This window comes from Brucella daejeonensis (assembly GCF_014199265.1).
Taxonomy (GTDB): domain Bacteria; phylum Pseudomonadota; class Alphaproteobacteria; order Rhizobiales; family Rhizobiaceae; genus Brucella; species Brucella daejeonensis.
This window is the reverse complement of the sequence record NZ_JACIJG010000007.1, coordinates 95,381-116,453: the sequence shown is the minus strand read 5'-3', so window position 1 is coordinate 116,453 and position 21,073 is coordinate 95,381. Positions and strand designations below refer to the sequence as shown.

The window sequence follows — 21,073 nt, the reverse complement described above, 5'->3', positions numbered from 1 at the left end:
GACCGGGTATTTCCTCTCGGGTGGGCGCGAATGGCTGTTTCGATTATCATCAAGACATTGAATGAAGAAAAGCGCATCGCTGCGGCCATTGAGAGTTCGCTGAAAGCCTTGCCGGGCGGCAAGGTCGAGGTGATTGTCGCCGACAGCGGCTCGACAGACCGCACGATAGAAGTCGCAAGCTCCTATCCGGTCAGGGTGGTGCAGATCGAATCTCCCGCGCAGGCAAGCTGCGGTCTCGGCCCCCAACTCGGATTCCAGTATTCGACACAGCCATTCGTCTGCCTGATCGACGGCGACATGATCCTCGAACCGGATTTTCTGCCGGTTGCGCTCGAATATCTCGACAGGCATCCCGATACTGGCGGCGTGACCGGCCACGTCGTGGATCAGATTCTGGAAAGCCTGGAGTTTCAGCGGCGCGCCAGACGTCATTCGCCGGAAGCGCGCACCGGCGATATTGATCGCATGAATGGCGGTGGGCTTTACAGGCGCAGCGCCATCGAGCAGGCCGGATATTTTTCGGATCGCAATCTCCATGGCCATGAGGAGTTCGACGCCGGTGTACGCCTGCGTAGCCATGGCTGGAAACTTCATCGTCTCGATCGCCCGTTCGTGCAGCATTTCGGATATGCCATGAATGCCTATAAGCTTCTGGCGCGGCGATGGAAAAGCAAATATCTGCGGGGCACGGGCGAGGTGCTGCGAGCAGCCATCGGGCAGCCGCATCAGAATAGTCTTTTGAGGGAACTGCCGGAGTTGCGGCTGTGGGGCGCGGTATATCTCTGGTGGCTGGCGATTATCGCCGCACTTGTTTTCCTGCCCGGCTGGCCGCTGGCTATCGGCACGGCAGCGATTCTTGCAGCACTCCCGTTCGTGGCCATGTCGATCCGCTCGCGTAGCGTCGAACTCGGTGTTTATGCGGTGGTGGCCTGGATATTCCATGCTGCGGCTCTGCCGCTGGGTTTCTTCCAGTCTCGCCGCAAGCCAACGGACTGGATCGAAAGCAGGGTCATAAGAGAACCCTGATGAAAAAGCTGCGACTGGCCCTTCTTGCTTCGATCGTCAGCCTTGCCGGATCAGTGGCCGAGGCGGAGGAATGGCTTCCGGTCACTGAAAACAATCTTGAGATTTCAGCCGGGAGTCCGCTGGATTTTTCGGGCTTTCTGCCCAATCCGCCGATTGGCGAACAAAGCCGTCTGATTGCAAATCCAGCCGGGCGTTTTGCCCGGGCGGATGCGCCGGAAAAGGCGATGCGGCTGCAATGTGCGGCTATCGCCTGGGGACCGCCGTCGGCCGGGATCGTCGACCATGCCTTCATCGACCGATATGTCAGGCAGCTTCGCCTCAATGGCTACAACATAGCGCGGTTCCATTTTGTCGATGCCGATCTGATGATCAGGCAGGGAGGCGACTTCGATTTCCGCCCTGAAGCGCTGGACCGTATGCGCTACCTGATGGCGGCGCTGAAACGGGAGGGGATCTATTGGGTTATAGACGGGCTGACTTCCGAAAGCGGGGCATTGGGCGGTGCGGAAACCGATCGCTGGGGACCAACGGGCAATCTCAAGCGTCGCGCCTATGTGGAGGATGAAGCCTTCGAGCATTGGCTGCGCTTCCAAAAAGTGGTCTACGCTACGGTCAATCCCTACACGGGTCTGGCTCCGTTGCAGGACCCGGCGCTTGCCCTGATTATTCCCTTTAACGAGAACAGTATCGAATTTACGAGCTTCGTGCATGAGCACGCAGACGGGCAGACGTTCTGGCCCGGTTTTCGTCCCGCTTTCAACGCGTTCCTGAAAGAACGCTATGCGGACACGGCCGCCCTTTCGCGCGCATGGGGCGGACTGGCATCGGGAGAAAGCCTGGAGCGGCAGACCATCGACCTGCCCTCCAGCCGTCATGGCGGAGGCAAACGGCTTCATGATTTCCAGGCTTTCGCCGTGGAAAAGGAACGTTCGCTTGCCCGGCGGATGGAGAATGCGCTGCGCGGCCTCGGTTATCGCGGGCTGGTGGCGCCGTACAACAACTGGTTCACAACGCAGACTGCCCTTTCGCGGCAACCGCAACAGGCGGTGGTTGCCAATACCTATCACGACTGGATCGGAACCCTTGCTCCCGGAACCGAGATCAAGGACGGCAGTTCGATCGCAGATGCCGCTGCCTATGTAAGCGAAATTGCTGCCGGTCGCTGGATCGGCCGTCCGTTTTTCGTGACGGAATATGAGCACCTTTTCTGGAATCGTTATCGTTACGAAGCCGGATTGCTGTTTCCGGCCTACGCTGCCTTGCAGGGCTGGGACGGTATCTGCCGCCACGGCCAGGGACCGTTGACGCTGGCTTTCGACGAAGCAACGCCGTTTCGTCAGCGTATCGTTCCCTATACTTTTGCCGAAGACCCCGTGGCCAGAGCGGGTGAAACACTGATGTCGCTCCTGTTTCGCCGGGGCGACGTGAAAGAGGCGCCCTTCACGGTGCCGTTCATGATGCAGGGCGAAAAAAGCCTTGGCGACTCGCTTGAGGCGCGTGAGCCCGCGCGGCTTAAACCCCTCGCGCTTGTCGGAAGAATAGGCCTCGCGGATGCTCAACCGAAACGGCCGGAAGGGCTCCAGAAAGAGGTCGCCATAGCGTACCGGAACGCCTCGCTGGATAATATCCTGCTTCGTCTGAAACAGGCGCGGCTGCTGTCCGGTGAAAATCTTACGGATGCCTCGCAGGGACTGTTCGAGAGTGCAACGTGCGAGATACTTCTCGACCGGAACAGGCTGCGGATGCAGCTTGTCACGCCAAGGACGGAAGCCATGGCTTTCGCGCAATTGCGGGACAGCGTGACCTTGAACGGCGTCACCATCGGCAATGCGGAGGAACGCGGGCTGTTCGCCGCTTCGGCAATAGACGGCAGGCCGCTGGATAAAAGCGAAAAACTGCTCATCATCTTTGCCAGCGATGCACGCAATACCGATATGCGTTTCCGCGACGATGCAGAAACGATTGTCGAAGACTGGGGGCAATTGCCGGTCACACTGCTACGCAATCGCATCGATGTCAGTCTGGCAGGGCAGGCCGTATCCTGGACGCTGTCGCCGGTCGGGCTGGACGGCAGGGTTCATGAAAAGATTGCCGCCGGTGCGGGGGCGGTCAAATTCCGGCTGGATAACGGCGCAGGCTCCAATGGCCCAACGACCTTTTTCCTTCTGGAACGCAAGCTCGCCGGTTAGAGCCAAAGCTCAATGAGTGGAATTCATCGCGTTTCGGATAAGTCCTTGCGACCATCGAGCTTTTTCGAGCCAGTTTGTTTCAAGCCGCCCTTGTTTGCCTCTGCGTCCCGGCTTCGCCGGACAAGATAGACGACACAGCTCCATGATGCGAGTACGATTCCGATTTCGATGACGTAGATGGCTGCGAAAGTGCCCGTGATCGGCGCGTACCATGTCGCCAGCGCCAGAAATGGCGCGCCGAGAAGATTTCCCGTGTTGAGAACAGCCGTACGGTAGCTATGCTGGCTTGCAGCCCCCAGAAGGTCGACGGCTATCGACCACAAGGCAACGAAGATCGTGATCCAGCACAGTGTGCGGCAGAAGGAAACCAGCGTGTCGTATTCCTGGCCGAAGAGATAGGGCAGATAAGGTGCGATGACGAACACGGCAAGCGAGGTTAGAACGCCGATCGCGAAAGCTGCCCCCAGAAGTCGCAGGGTGATCGGCAACGCATGATGAATGCCGTTTGCGCTGGCGCGCGCCAGATGCGGATAGACGAGGCGGTTCATCGCTTCCACGGTCAACGTGCTGCTGTCGATGATGCGGCGGGTTACACCGTAGCTGCCCACGATGCTTGGTGACATCAGCGTGCCCAGCAGCAGAAGGTCGGCATTCTGGCGCACGGCCCTGAAGATGAATTGCGAGGCAAACATCACGCCGAGTTTCAGTTCGTCCCGCACGATCTCATATCGCGGCATTCCGAGCCGACGCAGAAACAGGGCGTAGACGATAGCGACCAGAACGTGGACGCCGAATTGCCAATAGGCCCATCCAACCACGGTGGAAACGTCGAAGACGAGGCAGGCGATTGCCGCGGCGATCGTCCGGGCCACCGCGAAACCGACAACCGAAAGATTGGCCGAAACGAAATCCGTGTGCGCGATATAAATCTGTTCGGCCAGCAGGATGAGGCGCACGAGAACGATATTGGTGACGAGCAGCAGGAAAATCCCCAAATGGCTATTGGCGAATTCGGGAGAACCGCTCAGCCAGAAAGGCAATATGAACATCCCCGCTGCAACGAGTATCACACCTGTGATTGCGATGAGGATGAGGTTGTGGCCCAGCATCGCCGGATAGATCGTCTTGTCCTGCGCCACGCGACGAACGAGGCATTCCGCGCCGCCAAGTCCGCAAATGAAAGTGGCTATGCTGGTTACGGCCATCACCGTGACGAACAGGCCGAACTCATGCGAGCCGAGATATCGTGCCAGTATCGCAAAGGTGAAAAGCTGAGCGATGTTTGCCGTGAAAAGGCTGCCGCTGGAAGCTGCGTAGGATAATAATGTCGACCAATGGCGTTTCAAATTTTCATACCGAATGTTCGGCCCACTTCCGGGAAAGTCCGTAGCGCACGCGAAACCTCAAGAGAAGATTCCGCTGACGTGCATTATCCTCTCCACTCTCTTAACCTCGAAAAACCTCTTCTGCCAAGCAGGCGTGCCACAATTTGGTGAACAACCATTAGTGGATTGCCCTTCATAGGCGATTTATTGAATCCTTTGTATGGCATTGCCTTTCATTAACCATTTTTTTTAGTCTTTCGCCCTATGGAGAAAGTAGCGTCATAGTTGCGCTGCCGAGAAAACTTTAAGGATGACTAATGTACACCTTGCGCGATCTCGCTTCGAAAGCACGGTTGACGGAGGCCGGGAGTGAAACACCGGTGGCCGTCGATGACCGACTGCATGCGGTGACGCATGAGGCGGGCGGTGTACGTAAAGAACGGCTAGAAGCCGGTGAGGGGGCTTCGGAGAGCCGGGGCCTGATGCTTCCCGAACTCGATCTGTTCGAGGCGATTGCGTGGATACGCGCCCGCTGGATTTCGATTGCAGCGCTTGCCGTCGTCGGCGCGCTCACAGGTCTTGCTTACGGGATGACGGCGAAACCGCGATATACCGCTTATACGGATCTGCTGGTCCCGCCATCCGGGCTGCAATTGCTGCCGAACGACGTCTATGCGCAAAGCTTGCAGGCAGACAGCCAGATTCTCGATATCGAAAGCAAGATGCGCGTTCTGACGTCCGGCAATGTGCTCCGGCGGGTCGTGACGGAACTCAAGCTGAGCAATGACGAGGAATTCGTTCCGCCTCCGCCGAGCTTCGATCTGAGGGCTATGCTGGGATTGAGCAAACCTGCGGGCTTGCGGGACGATACGCTGACGGCGATCCGGGCGCTTTCGCAGCGCATCAACGTTACAAGGCCGGAGCGCTCCTATCTGGTCACGATTGCCGTCTGGACGGACAATCCCGAAAAATCGGTGAGAGTTGCCGATGCTCTGGCAAACTCCTTCCAGGAAGAAGTCGCACAGGCCGACGCCGACGGGGCAGGCCGTGCGGCCGCTGCTTTGTCCGAACGCCTGACGTCGCTGCAGAAGGCCGCGACCGGGGCGGAAGAAAAGGTTGCCGCTTTCCGCAGGGCGCATGGCCTGCAAATAGCGGGAGGAGAACTCGTCAGCACGCAGTCCATGACGCAGATCAACGCCAAGCTTGTCGATGCGAAGGCGCGGGTGGCCGATGCGCGCACACGTTACGAAGAACTGACAAGGGATACGGGCAATGCGATCAGTCCGGCGAGCACCCTGCAATCGCCGACCATGACCAATCTGCGCGGCCAGTATGCATCGCTGAAGCAACGATATGATGCGCTCGCCATGACTTATGGCCCGCGCTATCCCGAACTCATCAATACGGAACGCCAGCTTGCCGGTCTTGAGCAGCAGATCGTTCAGGAGCGGGCGCGTATTCTGCAGGCCGCGAAGGTCGATCTGGACCAGGCCAACGCCGTGGTGGCCGCGCTCAACGCTCAGGCCGCTTCGGCGCGCTCCGCGGTTGCGCTCGACAATGACGCGCAGGTACAGCTCTCCGATCTGGAGCGCGATATGACCGCGAAAGTGGCGATCTATAATACGTTCCTGACGCGCAGTTCCGAGACGAGCCAGCGGCAGCAGCTCGACGCAACCAATATCCGGATCATATCGACCGCTATCCCGCCGATCGGCCGAAGCTGGCCGCCGAAAACTATCGTTCTTGGTGCCGCAGGCGGTATTGCGGGCATGGGGTTGGGTATGGCCCTGGCGCTTGGGTTTGGCTATCTTGGCGCCTGGCGCAGGAATTATCGGATAGATGATGCCGAAACCGTGCGATAGTGGGATACTGGTCAGACTGTGGCTGAAATATCGGCATATTACCGTGAACAGACGCAGCAGCAGGTATCGTCCGCTGTAGGCGCGCTTCTTTTTCTGGGCATGTTCCTGTTTGTCTGGATAGGGACCAATCCTTATCCGAATGTCGGTGCCGTGACCGGCGTGGCGCCGCAAGCGGGCGTTTCCAACGCCTTGAACCAACTGGTCACGCTTTTCCTGACAGGTGGCTTTCTGGTCTGTGCGTTCAACGGTTCGTTGCGCAGTGGGATCATGCAGCCGCGCGTTCTGATCTGCCTGATCTTCTTCTGGCTCTTCGCGACCGCGCTTCTGTCCGCTCATCCCATGATCGCGGAGAAAAAGGTTGTTCTGTCCATCCTGACCGCCTTCAATGCGAGCGTTTTTCTGATGCTCCCGCAGTCAGAACGTCAAATGGCGCGGCTGTTGGCGATCGGATCGCTATTGACGCTGGGCTTCGCCTATTTCGGCGTGATTTTCATGCCGCAGCGCGGCATTCATCAGGCCACCGAAGTCATCGAGCCGATGCTTGCAGGTGCCTGGCGCGGGCATTATCCGCATAAGAACGCCGCTGCCGCTTCACTCGTGCTGCTCGCCTTCGTCGGTCTTTACATACGGAAGGCTGGATTACCCAAAACCGGGCTGCTCATCGTGGGGCTGTGCGTGTTCTTCGTTCTCCATACGGGCGGCAAGACGTCAACGGCCATGTTGCCCTTCATTGCGATAGTATCGCTCGTTTTCGTGCGGTTGCGATGGACTCGGCCATTTATTGCGATTGCCGGTATCGCGGCTTTCAATATCATCACCGTCGGTTCCGCGGTGGTCGATCCATTGCGAGAGCTTGTCGAGAGCTTCGGCATCGACGCGAGTTTCACGAATCGGTCCGATATCTGGAAACTGGCATTCTCTGCCATCGGGGCGAAACCGTTCTTTGGATACGGGCTCGACTCGTTCTGGAAGACGCCGGAGATGGTTTATGCCGGAGGGGGCGGAGCAAGCTGGGCGGTTGCGGCGTTTAACGCGCATAATTCGTTTCTGGATATGATGATCAATGCTGGCGTTCCGGGATTAATTCTGACACTCGTCTGGATAATGATCTTGCCGCTTCGGTATATCAGGGAAGCAGAAAACACAGATAACGATCCTATATTGACGCTACTTTATATTCGGCTTTGGCTTTACGGATTATATACGTCTTGTATGGAAAGCAGTTTCTTCCAGAACGGTAGTCCATTGTGGTTCTGTATAATGGTCGCCGTCTTTGGGCTGCGATTGCAGGCAAAGGCAAAGCTTGTCTGAAACAGCTTTTGGGGGGCTGGGGCATTGGTGGAAACAGGTAGTCTAGACAGGGCGCGCCGGCGTCTGGAATGGTATGCGACCCGACTGAACGACAGTATCAGCCGGAGATTTCCGCTGCGTCCTTTCAGCCTGCCGAAGAGCGACCGCATCATCAGTTTTACATTCGATGACGTGCCGGATACGGCAGAAAGCGCCGGAGCGGCAATTCTCGATAAACATGGCCTGCACGGAACCTTCTATATTTCCGGCAGTCTCGTCGGCACGAAAGAAGATAATCGCAATCTGATCACGGAGGACGGCTGCCGGAGGCTGGTCGAACAAGGCCACGAGCTGGGATGCCATACCTACGACCATCTGAAAGTGCCTTACACAGGCGCGCAGCGGATCGTTTCCGATCTCGATCGCAACACAGGTTACCTCGACACACTGGAGACAGATCGCGTCGCACAGCGCAACTTTGCCTATCCCTATTGCGCTTCGTCGGTCGCGACGCGGCGGCTCTTCGCGGATCGCTTCGCGACCTGCCGCGGCGGTGGCAACCGCGTCAATCGCGGCATGATCGACCTTGCTTTTTTGCAGGCGGTCGAAATCAGGCAGCCTGATGAGCTGGCGGCAGGTCAGACACGGTGGATCGAGGACCTGCAAGCCAATCCCGGTTGGCTTGTTTTCTACACGCATGATGTCAGCAACACGCCGACTGAGTTCGGCTGCAAGCCCGAGACATTCGAGCATCTCGTATCGCGCGCGGTGGAAAGTGGCGCGATGGTCCTTTCCATTCGCGAGGCGCTGGCCCATCTTGGCGCGCAGCGAGGTGCCGCTTGACATCCGCAGACAACAGGGAGCATCGCCTTCTGGCGATCAACAATTACTTTTATCGCCGAGGCGGCGCCGAGGCGGTCTTTCTCGATCATATCAGGCTTTTTTCTGAAATCGGCTGGCAGACGGCGCCGTTCGCCATGCAGCACCCGGATAATTTCGCCTCCGACTGGTCTTCCTATTTCGTGTCGGAAATCGAATATGGTCGCGAGAGCAGCCCGCTGACGAAGGTCGTGCAGGCGGGAAAGATCATCTATTCATGGGAAGCACGGAACCGGATCAAGGCGCTGATCGAACGCTTCCGGCCCAACATCGCCCACGCGCATAATATCTACCATCACCTGTCGCCGTCGATTTTCCCGGTCCTGAAGGAAGCGGGTGTCCCGACGGTGATGACGGCCCATGACCTGAAACTCGCCTGTCCGGCTTACAAGATGCTGTCGCACGACCAGATATGCGAGCGCTGCAAAGGCGGCCGCATTTACAATGTGGCTGTCCGCAAATGCATCAAGGATTCTGCTGCCTTGAGCGGTCTGGTCTTCGTCGAGACGGCCATTCACCGCACTCTGGGTCTTTACCGCAATACGCTGGACCGTGTTGTCGTGCCGAGCCGCTTTTATATTGCCAAGCTTGTCGAATGGGGCTGGCCCGAGGAAAAGCTGGTTTATATTCCGAACTTCGCCCATACCGACGATCTGAAACCCTATGACGATGAAGGCGATTATTTCGCCTATGTCGGAAGGCTAGCGCCTGAAAAGGGTATCGGCACGCTCATTCGCGCGGCGGCTATCGCGGGCCAGAAACTGGTTATCGCCGGCACCGGACCGGAAGAAGAGACGCTGAGGGCCATTGCCGCCGAAACCGGTGGCGATGTTACCTTTGCGGGCTATGTTTCCGGGGAGCGGCTGCACCGGCTCATCGGGGAGGCCAGGGCGCTCGTTCTGCCATCCGAATGGTACGAAAACGCACCGATCAGCATATTGGAAGCCTATGCGCTTGGAGTGCCAGTAATCGGAGCGGATATAGGCGGTATTCCTGAAATGATCATCGAAGGTGAAACCGGGGCGGTGGCGCGCAGCGCGGATGCGGCCGATCTTGCACGTGTCCTCAGTGAACTGGCCGGATTGACGCCGCAGGCGCGGCGCAAATTGGGAAGCGCCGGACGCCTGTGGGCCGCGAGCGAATTTTCGCCTCAGGCCTATAGAAACCGGACGCTGGAACTCTACGCCGAACTGGGAGCGCTATGATGGCCGACAAAGGCAAGCGACCCCGCGTCATGATGCTCGGCCTGCGCGGTGTGCCCAACGTTCAGGGCGGAGTGGAAAAACACGTCGAGGAACTGGCCCGGCTCTATATCGCGAAGGGCTGGGACGTCGAGGTTGTCGGACGTAGTCCCTATCTGGACAGGAAGCAGCCCTATGTCTGGGAAGGCATTCAGGTAACGCCGGTCTGGGCCCCTACATCGATGAAATTCGAGGCGATCATCCATACGGTCATCGGCATCCTGCGCGCGGGAATAAAAAGACCGGATGTTCTGCATATCCACGCGATCGGACCGGCACTGGCAACCCCATTGGCCCGTCTTTTCGGATTGCCGACGGTCGTGACCCACCATGGTTTCGATTATAACCGCCAGAAATGGGGCCGTCTGGCGCGGACGATGCTCAAACTGGGAGAATGGTGCGGGATGCGTTTTGCAAATGCGCGTATCGCCGTTTCCAACGACATCGCGCAGACCATGCAGCAACGCTACGATGTGCCGGTCACATTCATTCCGAACGGGGTCACATTGCGCCCCGCATCGCATGACCGGGTGTGGCTTGAAAAATACGATCTCTCCCCCGGACGCTATATTGCCCTTGTGGCGCGGATCGTTCCTGAAAAGCGCCAGCTCGATCTGATCGAGGCTTTTGCAAAACTCTCCGATCCATCCCTGAAACTCGCCTTGATCGGGTCGGCGGAATATACGGCCGAATACGCCGCCACGGTCAGGGCACGGGCGGAAGCCGTGCCGGGTGTGGTGTTGACCGGCGCGCTCCGGGGCGAGGAACTTTCTGCCGTGTTCAGTCAGGCGGCGCTGTTTGTCCTGCCTTCCAGCCACGAAGGTATGCCCATCGCGCTTCTGGAGGCGATGGGGTACGGGTTGAACGTGCTTGCGAGCGACATCACGGCCAATATCGAGGTCGGTCTTTCGAAGGACAGTTATTTTCCCCTCGGCGATATTGAGGCTCTCAAGGATGCCATGCGCGGGAAGATTGACAGGCCGCTGTCTCCTGACCAGTCGCAGGACCTGATCGACCGGATTGCACGGGATTATAGCTGGAGCGGGATCGCTGACCGTACGCTTGCTGTATATCAATCTGTGCTGAAATAGATGCTGCCAAACAAAAGACCCCGGAACGTGGACGTTCCAGGGCCTCTGTAAAATTCTTATCCGCGTATCAGCGCGCGCGACGACGTTCTGCCGTGGGCTGGAAAGCCAGACGCGAATGGTAGCTGCAATATGGGCTCGATTCACCCGATTCATTGCCGCAGAAATGGAAGTCTTCGTTCAGCGGATCGCCGATCGGCCATTTGCAGGTGCGCTCGCTCAGTTGCAGCAGCGATAGCCTGCGGGAAATCGGCACCACCACGTCGGAAGCGGGCTTGACCACCGTTTCCGCCACGACATCCACGGCGTAATCCACCTGGAGCGCGGTTGCGCCCACGGTCTTCGTGACGTTGGCCGTGCGTATGGTCGTCGTATGTGCGCCAGTCGAATGCTGTGCCGCGGGACGCGGCGCTGCGGCTACCGTGTTGACCTTCTTGCTGCGAGGCGCAGCCGTCGTGGTCTTGCCACGGCCAGAAAGCTTCAAACGGTGCACTTTGCCGATAACTGCATTGCGGCTGACACCACCAAGCTGCGCGGCGATCTGGCTTGCGCTCAAGCCTTCGCTCCACAGTTTCTTCAGTAGTTCAACGCGTTCGTCTGTCCAGTTCATCGCCCTGGGCTCCAATCATTTTCGTTATCCGGAATCCATCGGCGCTCTCGGATTACTCCAAGCACGAACACCATATCTATCCGGGTGACTAGGTCCGTCGTACGAAATGTAGCTTTTTTCTTTAAAGGGAAACTACAATAACCAGCGACTCCATGACAAGGGATAGCTTTGTCAGGCGGATTCCATTTTTATGGTTTTCCCCAACTTGGGCACCAAAGACGGTTTTTCTTTGGTCTGGGACCCGGTTTTGGTCGCAATAATATCCCGGTCGATAAAACCGGATTGTTTTCAGTCAGGATATAATTGCCGGCAAACCGATAAGGGGAACCATAGGCGCTCCCTGTCGGGGAACGGGCTTTCTCTATATAGTATTGGCGTCGAGGTAAAGCCATCTCTGGACGACAGGTTCCGATCCGGTGCCAAAATGCATGAACCCATGCGGAAACAGGGGCGACAAACCGCATCTGCTTTGATTGACATTTTTTCTGTGAACGCCAATATACGCCGGTGATAAATGTGCCGCCCCGAGGGCGGTTTTTTATTTCTACCGGGCTGCTTTACCTGGCGGCAAAGGGAAGCCTGGAACCGAAGCGCATTCCGAAACGTGGGAACCATTTCGGACGCTCCGGCAAACAATATGGGAAACGCAGCATGACCGGCTTGGCCGGGCGGCTGGATTTAAGGGGCTTTGGAGGCCTGACTGCAATGACCGACGCGACGACCGTGCAACCGCTTTACGACACCTACAATCGTGCGGCTCTGCGCTTCGAGCGAGGTGAGGGGATCTGGCTTATTACCGAAACCGGTGAACGCTACCTTGACTTCGCTGCCGGCATTGCCGTGAATTCGCTTGGCCATTCGCATCCGCATCTGGTGGAAACGCTGAAAAGCCAAGCGGAAAAGCTCTGGCATCTTTCCAACGTCTATGAAATTCCGGTCCAGGAAAAGCTGGGGCGCCGTCTGGTCGAGAATACCTTTGCCGACAAGGTGTTCTTCACCAATTCCGGCGCCGAGGCTCTGGAATGCGCGATCAAGACCGCGCGCCGCTATCATTATGTGAACGGTCATCCCGAACGTTTCCGTATCGTCACCTTCGAAGGCGCCTTCCATGGCCGTACGCTGGCGACGATTGCCGCCGGTGGCCAGGCCAAATATCTGGAAGGTTTCGGCCCCAAGGTCGAGGGTTTCGATCAGGTGCCGTTTGGCGATGAGGCCGCGCTGCGCGCCGCTATTACCGATGAAACGGCAGGTTTCCTTCTGGAGCCCATTCAGGGCGAAGGCGGTTTGCGTGCCTTCCCCGAAGAGTTCCTTCGTCTTCTCCGCCAGATCTGCGATGAAAAAGGCCTGCTGCTCATTCTTGATGAAGTTCAGACCGGTGTCGGTCGCACAGGCAAGCTGTTCGCCCATGAATGGGCCGCTATCGAGCCGGACATCATGGCTGTCGCCAAGGGTATCGGCGGTGGTTTCCCCATCGGCGCGTGTCTTGCCACGGCGGAAGCGGCCAAGGGCATGACGGCGGGCGTGCACGGTACGACCTACGGCGGCAACCCGCTCGGCATGGCCGTGGGCAACGCAGTCCTGGACGTCGTTCTCGCTGACGGTTTCATCGAAAACGTTCAGGCGACCGCGCTCGTCCTGAAGCAGGGCCTCGCATCCATCATAGATCGTTTCCCGGATGTGGTTTCCGAAATTCGCGGACGCGGCCTTTTGATGGGGATCAAATGCGTTGTGCCAAATACGAGCCTGATCCAGGCCCTGCGCGATGAGCATTTGCTCAGCGTGGGAGCGGGCGACAATGTCGTGCGCCTTCTGCCGCCATTGGTTACGACGCCCGATGAGGCGCGTGAGGCGCTGAAGCGTATCGAAACGGCCGTTGAGCGGCTTTCCGTAGCAAATCCGATCAGCAAGACGGCATAATATCATGGCGAACGATAACGGCATCAAACACTTCATCGACCTGTCCACCGTCCCGGCTTCCGAGCTTCGCTCCATTCTGGACGATGCGAAAGCGCGCAAGGCGCGCCTGAAGGCCGGGGAGATCGAGAAGCCATACGCCGGCAAGGTGCTGGCAATGATCTTCGAGAAACCGTCCACGCGTACGCGGGTTTCCTTCGATGTCGGGATGCGTCAGCTCGGCGGCGAGACCATCATGCTGACGGGTTCGGAAATGCAGCTTGGGCGCAGCGAGACCATTGCCGATACGGCCAAGGTCCTCTCGCGCTATGTCGATGCGATCATGATCCGCACCACATCGCATGACCGTATGCTGGAACTGGCCGAATATGCGACCGTTCCGGTCATCAATGCGCTGACGGACGACACGCACCCTTGTCAGATCATGGCCGACGTTCTTACATATGAGGAACATCGCGGCTCGATCCAGGGCAAGACTTTCGCCTGGATGGGGGACGGCAACAACGTTCTCCATTCGCTGGTCGAGGCTGCGGCGCGTTTTGACTTCAACGTCAATATCGCAACGCCGGAAGGCAGCGAACCCAAGTCGCAATATATCGATTGGGCGAAAGCGAACGGCGCTGGCATCATGTCCACCGTGGACCCGGAAAAGGCGGCGCAGGGTGCGGATTGCATCGTGACCGACACCTGGGTTTCCATGGGGCAGGAAGACCATGCCCGCGGCCACAACGTTTTCATGCCTTATCAGGTCAATGCGCGGCTGATGGCGAAAGCTGATCCCAGGGCGCTTTTCATGCACTGCCTGCCCGCGCATCGCGGCGAGGAAGTGACGGACGAAGTGATCGATGGACCGCAGTCGGTCGTATTCGATGAAGCGGAAAACAGGCTCCATGCCCAGAAAGCCATTCTGGCGTGGTGTCTGCAAGGCCGCAATTCTGGAGCATAAATTGGCTGACAAGACCAGCAATGAGCATACCGAAGTCGGAAACATACCGGTCAATCTGGGTGACTTCGATTTCGCAGGCGACGATGCCGTCCTGCCCTTCCAGGTGGAGGGGCTGGACGTGCGCGGCCGTGCCGTTCAGCTTGGCGCGAGCATCGACGCCATTCTAAAACGGCATGACTATCCGGATGAAGTCGCCCGCCTTCTCGGCGAGGCGGCGGTTCTGACTGTCCTGCTCGGTACTTCGCTCAAGTTCGACGGCAAGTTCATTCTTCAGACCCAGTCTGATGGCCCGGTCGACATGCTGGTCGTGGATTTCCGTACGCCCCGGTCGGTGCGCGCCTATGCCCGCTTTGACGGGGAGCGTTTGAAGGACGCAATTGCAGCGCACAAGACCAGGCCGGAGGAACTGCTTGGACGGGGAACGCTTGCCCTGACCGTGGATCAGGGTGCCTACACCCAGCGCTATCAGGGTATCGTTGCGCTCGACGGATCGACGCTGGAAGAAATTGCCGCGACCTATTTCCGTCAGTCTGAACAGATTCCGACCGACCTTAAACTCAGCGTCGCCAAGCTGATCGAGCGCGGCGAGGACGGCAAGCCTGTCGAACAATGGCGTGCCGGCGGGTTGATCATCCAGTTCCTGCCTGAATCCGAGCTGCGCGCACGTCTGCCCGATCTGCCGGGCGGCGACGGTGACAGCGAGGTGGTCTTCCACCCCGAGGATGACGCCTGGGACGAGGCCCGTTCGCTGGTCGGAACCATTGAAAGCTCGGAACTGACCGACCCGCAGGTCGGGTCGGAACGACTGCTCTATCGCCTTTTCCATGAACGCGGCGTGCGCGTCTATGATCCGGTACCTGTACTGGACGAATGTTCGTGTTCCCGCGAGAAGATTTCCGGCGTTCTGTCAGGCTTCACGGCCGAAGAGATCGAGGACAGCATCGAGAACGGCAAGATTGCCGTAACCTGCGAGTTCTGCTCAAAGACCTATGAGTTCGATCCCGCCGAATTTGGCCGCAAGTCCTGATCGTTAAGGCTCCGTGAGAGCTGCTTTGATGCGCAATGCTCCGGTGTCGAAACCTGATCAGGTTTCGACCCTAACACTACAGTTGCAGATTCGTCAGGCTGCGGCGAGAAGAATGTAACTGTAGAGTTAATTCAGCGTCCGTCTCTGCTCGGGAATATCGAGCGAAAAGGCGGGAATGTCCACTTCGAACAGGTTTCCGCCCGCGCCTTGCATCTCATAGCGTCCCACCATGACGCCCGACGTTGTCGTGAGCGGGCAGCCGGAGGAATACTGGAATGAATCGCCCGGTTCCAGCGTCGGCTGTTCGCCCACCACTCCGGTGCCGCGCACTTCCTCGACATAGCCGTTTCCATCGGTGATCTGCCAGTAGCGCGAACGAAGCTGCACGATCTCCGCAGAATTATTCGCAATGGTTATACGATAGCCCCAGACATAACGGTTTTCTTCGGGCTCGGACTGGTCTTCCAGGTAAAAGGGCTCAACCGTGATTTCGATCCCTCGCGTTACCGCTCTATACATGCATACCCGCTTTCGAAAATCGCATCGGCCCTGACACGCTGCGCAATCAGGCGAAGTCGCCCGCCACAGCGCCTGTTTCTCTTGTAGTCAGGCGGCTTCGGCGCTTGCATTACCGAAACCTCCGTCACTCACCTATCGCGAAAGTTGCGAGGCAGGTCAATAATTGGGGCAGCAAATATAAGGCAATTGCCGAAATGTTCCGGCAATTGCGGCCTTTGAGCATCGCTAATCCGTCTATCCTGCGGGATCGACGGAATTGCTTCAGAGTATAATCCGATCCTAACGCGCGGCCTTCAAGGCCTCTTCCATGTCCTCTACAAGATCGTCCGTGTCTTCGAGACCGAGCGAGATGCGCAGCAGGCCGTCCGATATGCCAAGTTCGGCCTTTGCTTCATCGGAAAGGTTCTTGTGTGTGGTCGTGGCCGGATGCGTAATGAGGCTTTTTGCGTCACCCAGATTGTTGGAAATGCTGAAGACACGCAGCGCATTCTGGAACCTGAACGCAGCGTCCTTGCCGCCCTCCAGTTCAAGGGCGATGAGCGTTGAGCCGCCTGTCATCTGTCTGGCTATGATGTCCGCCTGCGGGTGATCGGCCCGGCCCGGATAGATCACGCGTTTTACGCCCGCCCTGCCAGCGAGGAAATCGGCTACCGCAGTTGCGGACAAGGTCTGCTGGCGCACGCGCACGGCAAGCGTTTCGAGCCCCTTCAGCATGATCCATGCATTGAAGGGGCTGAGACCGGGGCCTGTGTGGCGGAAATAATCCTGCAGCGTGTTTTCGATCCACTCGCGGTCCGAAAGCACCACGCCACCGAGGCAGCGCCCCTGGCCGTCAATATGCTTGGTCGCGGAATAGACGACGATATGCGCGCCCAGTTCCAGCGGCTTCTGGAAAAGCGGCGTGGCGAAGACATTATCCACGATCAGCTTGGCGCCCGCTTCATTGGCGACCTCGGCCACGGCGGCAATGTCGATGATTTCCAGCGTCGGGTTCGACGGGCTTTCAAGGAACAAGACCTTGGTGTTCGGACGAACCGCAGCCTTCCAGTTGGCGATATCGGAGCCGTCGATGATCGAGATTTCGACGCCGTATTTCGGCAGGATGGTCTCGACGATGTAACGGCACGAGCCGAAGACCGCGCGAGCGGAAATCACATGATCGCCCGCCTGTACCTGGCACAGGATGGCAGCGGCAACCGCAGCCATGCCGGAAGCCGTGGCGCGCGCTTCTTCCGCGCCTTCCAGCGCACACATGCGCTTTTCAAACATATCGGTCGTCGGGTTGGCGTAACGCGAATAGATGAAACCCGGATCTTCGCCCTTGAAGCGTGCTTCGGCGGCTTCCGCGCTGGGGTAGAGGAAGCCTTGCGTCAAAAACATCGCTTCCGACATTTCGGCAAAACCCGACCGGAGCGATCCGGCGTGCACGAGTTCGGTTGCGGGGCGAAACTTGCGATTATTCTCAGTCGTCATTTTTCCAACCTGTCGAAAGCTGGTCGGCCGGGGCGGAAGCAAAGCCTCGGCGGCCAATAAAAAACCGGCCTTGCGAAGACGCAAAAGGCCGGTAACGAACCGCGGCCTTTTTTAGCGAATTCTTTAACGTGGCTGCAAGCCGGCCGGCCAAATCACCACGGGACACTTTTTCCATTATGCCTGTTAAGCAGGGCCGTCAATGCCGGAATAACCAGTTTTTGGGAAAAGCGCGTTCCAGCAGGGCGCTCGGAACTGCGATTCTTGCGGAAAACATGGCTTTCGACACCTGCAAGGCTTGGCATTGGGGCCGGGAGTGGTCAATGGTCTTTGTCAAGTAACGCCTAGGCTATGGAGTATCGGGTTGATGGTGAAAAGAGATGCGGGAATTCTGGCAGATGCGGATATTGCCGCGCTGTTCGAAAGCGGTTTGCTTGCCTCGCCCAGATCGCTGGACCCCGATCAGATTCAGCCTGCGAGCCTCGACCTTCGGCTGGGCGCAAAAGCCTATCGTGTCCGCGCTTCGTTCATGCCCGGCCCCGGAACGCCGGTCATCGACAAGCTGGAGCGGCTGAAACTGCATGAAATCGACCTGACGGCCGGTGCGGTTCTGGAGACAGGCTGCGTCTATATCGTGCCGTTGCTCGAAAGCCTGGCACTTTCGCCCGATCTGTCCGCCTCGGCCAATCCGAAAAGCTCGACGGGCCGTCTCGACATCTTCACGCGGGTGATTGCCGATGGGGCGCAGGAATTCGACAAGGTGCCTGCCGGCTATAACGGTCCGCTCTATCTGGAGGTAAGCCCGAGGACGTTCCCGATTGTGGTGCGCACTGGCTCGCGCCTGTCGCAGATACGTTTCCGCAAGGGCCGTGCCCAGCTTGACGAAGCCGAGCTTGCCGCGCTGCACAAGGACGAAACGCTGGTCGCTGCCGAAATGCCGAATATTTCGGGCGGCGGCATTGCGCTTTCCGTGGATTTGACCGGCGGGCCCGACCGGCTGGTGGGTTATCGCGGCAAGCATCATACGGCTGTCGTCGATGTGGACAAGCGGGCCGCGCATGACGTCCTCGACTTCTGGGAGCCGATTTATGATCGCGGCGCGCGCGAACTGGTGCTCGATCCGGATGAATTTTATATCCTCGTCTCGCGCGAGGCGGTGCACGTGCCGCCGCTCTATGCCGCCGAAATGACGCCATTCGATCCGCTGGTCGGTGAATTCCGCGTTCATTATGCCGGTTTCTTCGATCCGGGTTTCGGCCACAGCGCGGCTGGCGGTACCGGTAGCCGCGCCGTTCTGGAAGTGCGCAGCCACGAAGTTCCGTTCATTCTGGAGCACGGCCAGATCGTTGGACGCCTCGTATATGAGCATATGCTGCACCGTCCGAAGGCGCTTTACGGGCTCGATCTCGGCTCCAATTATCAGGCGCAGCAACTCAAGCTTTCCAAGCATTTCCGCTGATTGTAATAACCGCTCCCCCAAACATATAATGCCAACGGAGGAGGCGGTATCGGTGACGAATGGACAGCGACAGGACCTGATTAAAAAAACGGATGCGGAATCCGACGTGCCGCCGCGCCGTCTTTCGGTGGGCATCGTTGCGCTGCCAGGCTTTACCCTGACGGCGCTTAGCCTGTTCCTCGACCCGTTTCGTCTCGCAGCCGACGACCGTGACAAGAGCCGCCAGATACGCTGTGCGTGGAAAATCTGCACGCTTTCCGGTGACCCCGTAACATCCAGCTCAGGCATGGTCATCGAGCCGACAGCCCCTATGGGCGAGCTTGACGACTGCGATTATGTGGCGGTGGTCGGCGGTCTGCTTGCGCAGTATCGCCCCCGCCAGCAGGCCCTGGTCGATCTCATCAAGCGCGCGGACAAGCGCGGCAAGACAGTGGTGGGGCTGTGCACCGCCGCTTTTCTGCTGGCTGAAGCCAGGATACTCGAAGACCGCAATTGCTGCGTAAGCTGGTTCCATCGCGACGATTTTATCGACCTGTTCGATGGTTACAGGGCGGATACGACCAGTCTCTTTCACCGCAGCGGGCGTCATTATACCTGTGCAGGGGGGCTTGGCGCGGCGTCGCTGGCGCTTTCCATCATCCAGAACGAGATTTCAGAGGAACTGGCGCGCAAGAGCGCATCCATCCTCATGATCCCTTATGAACTCGTGCGGTCAGAGCAGCCGGCCCTGAGCTTCAACGGCGTCCGTTCGCCCATGATCCGCAAGGCAATCCGCATTTTCGAGGAAACGCTGGAAGACCCGCTGCCGATGATCGACGTTGCGCGCAGGCTGGGGATTTCCGTCCGGCAGATGGAGCGGGGCTTCAAACTTGCGCTGGAACGCACTGCGTTCGAGGTTCGTGAGGAACTGCGCGTTAAAAAGGCAAAGGAACTTCTCTCCGAAACCGGCCTGTCATTGCTGGAAGTCGCTGTCGCAAGCGGCTTCACGGACACGCGCAGCATGAACCGGTCGTTCTCGCGCCAAAAGCAGAAGCCCCCGAGGGAATATCGCAAGCAGCGGTAGCGGAACTTGCGAAGACCACGGAGACAGCCTATTTCTTGCGCGATGAATCTGCCGCTTTGACGGGATCGAGAGCTTTCTCGGCAAAGTTATGAAGCGGTTTCAATGTCCCCGTTCTAACTGGAACCGCTCTAAAGCATGTCTCCCGAAAGTGGGAACCGGTTTCGGGATAAAGACATGCGTCAAAACAAAAACTTAAAGCGTGTCGCCTGAGTATGATTGGACGCGACACGCTTTAGATGCAGGAGATTTGCATGTCGGATGGTGTGAACCGTTTTCTTGGCGATACGCCCGCTCGTGTCCTGATCAAGCTGGTGCTGATCTCGCTGGTCGTGGGCGTTGTGATGAGCGCCTTTCACTGGACGCCTTATGACATTGTTTACGGCATCCGCGATTTCGTTCTGCGCCTGTGGAACATGGGTTTCTCGGCGATTGCCGGCTTTGTCGATTACCTCATTCTCGGTGCGGCTGTCGTCATTCCCGCCTTTATTTTGCTCCGTATTCTCAGCTACCGGAAATGACCGTAACGCGATAATCGAAGCAGACAGTCAGACAGCTCAGGCAGGCAATGCAGCACAAACATGGGTTTACGCTTTCCCGGCGGGGTTTCCTGATTTTCGCCGGGGGAGCCGTGGCAATATCGGCGATGGGGCCGGATATGGCTTTTGCCGCGGGAAGTAACGACCCCACCGATATATTCAACGCCATTCGCAAGGCCCACGGCCTGCCGATGATGGCGACCGATACAAGGCTGGAACAGGCCGCGCTCTATCAGGCGAAGCGCATGGCCAGTCATGGAAAGATCGGGCACAGCGTCGGCTGGGGCAACGGTTTCGTGGCGCGCTTGCGCAAGGCGGGCATCCGGGGACCTGCGGCAGAAAATGTGGCCTCGGGTCAAAAAGATACGCAGGCGGTTTTCGACGCCTGGATGAAATCCCCCGGTCACCGCGGGAACATGCTCGACCCGACCTTCGAACACTATGGTCTTGCCTGGGCGACACCGGAGAGCAAGCCAACCTATATCTATTGGGCGATGATGCTGGGCCTGTGAACTCGGTAGCGGCTTCTCCTGACGGTTGGCTGTCAGGAATTGCGGCAATGCGGTGGCCGAATTCTCTGTCGTTTCGATTGATTCCAGAGTAGATCATTTTGGTTTGATAAGATGATC

General features: G+C 58.2%; 18 protein-coding genes and 1 riboswitch. Of the genes, 14 read left to right on the top strand and 4 right to left on the bottom strand.

Annotated elements, in window-relative coordinates; all coding sequences use genetic code 11:
- Positions 1-30: 30 nt before the first annotated feature.
- Together FHS76_RS10920 and FHS76_RS10915 are read left to right on the top strand one after the other, a co-directional pair.
- Positions 31-1,026 carry a glycosyltransferase gene (locus FHS76_RS10920; RefSeq protein ID WP_183652059.1) on the top strand — a complete coding sequence of 332 codons (996 nt, stop codon included), beginning with the start codon at positions 31-33 and terminating at the stop codon, positions 1,024-1,026.
- The gene (locus FHS76_RS10915) at positions 1,026-3,215 is read left to right on the top strand and encodes a glycoside hydrolase (RefSeq protein ID WP_183652056.1); all 2,190 of its coding nucleotides are present in this window, start codon (positions 1,026-1,028) and stop codon (positions 3,213-3,215) included. The genes FHS76_RS10920 and FHS76_RS10915 overlap by 1 nt, the downstream gene beginning before the upstream one ends.
- A 23-nt stretch (positions 3,216-3,238) precedes the next feature.
- Here the strand turns inward: FHS76_RS10915 and FHS76_RS10910 are convergent, their stop codons facing one another.
- Positions 3,239-4,561 (bottom strand): lipopolysaccharide biosynthesis protein, encoded by a 1,323-nt coding sequence (locus FHS76_RS10910; RefSeq protein ID WP_183652053.1) that lies wholly within the window; start codon positions 4,559-4,561, stop codon positions 3,239-3,241.
- A gap of 296 nt (positions 4,562-4,857) precedes the next feature.
- Here FHS76_RS10910 and FHS76_RS10905 point away from each other — a divergent pair, with 296 nt between their 5' ends.
- Genes FHS76_RS10905 through FHS76_RS10885 form a run of 5 tightly spaced genes read left to right on the top strand, consistent with a single transcriptional unit; the run spans position 4,858 to position 10,903 of the window.
- Positions 4,858-6,402, top strand: a complete 1,545-nt coding sequence (locus FHS76_RS10905; protein ID WP_183652050.1) for a GumC family protein — start codon at positions 4,858-4,860, stop codon at positions 6,400-6,402.
- A gap of 18 nt (positions 6,403-6,420) precedes the next feature.
- On the top strand, positions 6,421-7,713 hold the full coding sequence (locus FHS76_RS10900) for an O-antigen ligase family protein (protein ID WP_328700475.1): 1,293 nt from the start codon (positions 6,421-6,423) through the stop codon (positions 7,711-7,713).
- A 27-nt stretch (positions 7,714-7,740) separates the two neighbouring features.
- Positions 7,741-8,535: a polysaccharide deacetylase family protein gene (locus FHS76_RS10895; RefSeq protein WP_328700474.1), complete on the top strand. Its 795-nt coding sequence runs from the start codon at positions 7,741-7,743 to the stop codon at positions 8,533-8,535.
- Positions 8,532-9,776 carry a glycosyltransferase family 4 protein gene (locus FHS76_RS10890; RefSeq protein ID WP_183652043.1) on the top strand — a complete coding sequence of 415 codons (1,245 nt, stop codon included), beginning with the start codon at positions 8,532-8,534 and terminating at the stop codon, positions 9,774-9,776. Before FHS76_RS10895 ends, FHS76_RS10890 begins: the two co-directional genes overlap by 4 nt.
- Positions 9,776-10,903, top strand: coding sequence for a glycosyltransferase family 4 protein (locus tag FHS76_RS10885; protein WP_183652040.1), 1,128 nt, complete (start codon positions 9,776-9,778; stop codon positions 10,901-10,903). The genes FHS76_RS10890 and FHS76_RS10885 overlap by 1 nt, the downstream gene beginning before the upstream one ends.
- A 67-nt stretch (positions 10,904-10,970) precedes the next feature.
- Here FHS76_RS10885 and FHS76_RS10880 read toward each other — a convergent pair whose 3' ends face one another.
- Positions 10,971-11,510 (bottom strand): GcrA family cell cycle regulator, encoded by a 540-nt coding sequence (locus FHS76_RS10880; RefSeq protein ID WP_183652037.1) that lies wholly within the window; start codon positions 11,508-11,510, stop codon positions 10,971-10,973.
- A gap of 705 nt (positions 11,511-12,215) precedes the next feature.
- On the opposite strand from FHS76_RS10880, the gene FHS76_RS10875 reads away from it, so the two are divergent.
- Genes FHS76_RS10875 through FHS76_RS10865 form a run of 3 tightly spaced genes read left to right on the top strand, consistent with a single transcriptional unit; the run spans position 12,216 to position 15,397 of the window.
- A complete protein-coding gene (locus FHS76_RS10875; RefSeq protein WP_183652359.1) occupies positions 12,216-13,427 on the top strand; it encodes an aspartate aminotransferase family protein in 1,212 nt (403 codons plus the stop codon).
- A gap of 4 nt (positions 13,428-13,431) precedes the next feature.
- Complete coding sequence (gene argF / locus FHS76_RS10870; protein WP_183652034.1) at positions 13,432-14,370, top strand: ornithine carbamoyltransferase; 939 nt, start codon at positions 13,432-13,434, stop codon at positions 14,368-14,370.
- Between the two features lies 1 nt (position 14,371).
- Entirely contained in the window at positions 14,372-15,397 is a 1,026-nt protein-coding gene (locus FHS76_RS10865) for an Hsp33 family molecular chaperone (protein WP_183652031.1), read from the top strand.
- Positions 15,398-15,523: 126 nt separating this feature from the next.
- On the opposite strand, the gene apaG is transcribed toward FHS76_RS10865, so the two are convergent.
- Positions 15,524-15,916 carry a Co2+/Mg2+ efflux protein ApaG gene (apaG, locus tag FHS76_RS10860; RefSeq protein WP_183652028.1) on the bottom strand — a complete coding sequence of 131 codons (393 nt, stop codon included), beginning with the start codon at positions 15,914-15,916 and terminating at the stop codon, positions 15,524-15,526.
- Positions 15,917-16,195: 279 nt separating this feature from the next.
- Positions 16,196-17,389, bottom strand: a complete 1,194-nt coding sequence (locus FHS76_RS10855; protein ID WP_183652025.1) for an O-succinylhomoserine sulfhydrylase — start codon at positions 17,387-17,389, stop codon at positions 16,196-16,198.
- An 89-nt stretch (positions 17,390-17,478) separates the two neighbouring features.
- Positions 17,479-17,558, bottom strand: a riboswitch (SAM riboswitch).
- A 195-nt stretch (positions 17,559-17,753) separates the two neighbouring features.
- On the opposite strand from FHS76_RS10855, the gene FHS76_RS10850 reads away from it, so the two are divergent.
- The 4 genes from FHS76_RS10850 to FHS76_RS10835 all read left to right on the top strand — a co-directional run bounded on the left by FHS76_RS10850 (position 17,754) and on the right by FHS76_RS10835 (position 20,956).
- Positions 17,754-18,845 carry a 2'-deoxycytidine 5'-triphosphate deaminase gene (locus FHS76_RS10850; RefSeq protein ID WP_183652022.1) on the top strand — a complete coding sequence of 364 codons (1,092 nt, stop codon included), beginning with the start codon at positions 17,754-17,756 and terminating at the stop codon, positions 18,843-18,845.
- Positions 18,846-18,897: 52 nt separating this feature from the next.
- A complete protein-coding gene (locus FHS76_RS10845; RefSeq protein WP_183652019.1) occupies positions 18,898-19,908 on the top strand; it encodes a GlxA family transcriptional regulator in 1,011 nt (336 codons plus the stop codon).
- A 251-nt stretch (positions 19,909-20,159) separates the two neighbouring features.
- Positions 20,160-20,426, top strand: a complete 267-nt coding sequence (locus FHS76_RS10840; RefSeq protein WP_183652017.1) for a DUF6460 domain-containing protein — start codon at positions 20,160-20,162, stop codon at positions 20,424-20,426.
- 47 nt (positions 20,427-20,473) lie between these two features.
- A complete protein-coding gene (locus FHS76_RS10835; protein WP_183652013.1) occupies positions 20,474-20,956 on the top strand; it encodes a CAP domain-containing protein in 483 nt (160 codons plus the stop codon).
- The last annotated feature ends 117 nt before the right edge of the window (positions 20,957-21,073 follow it).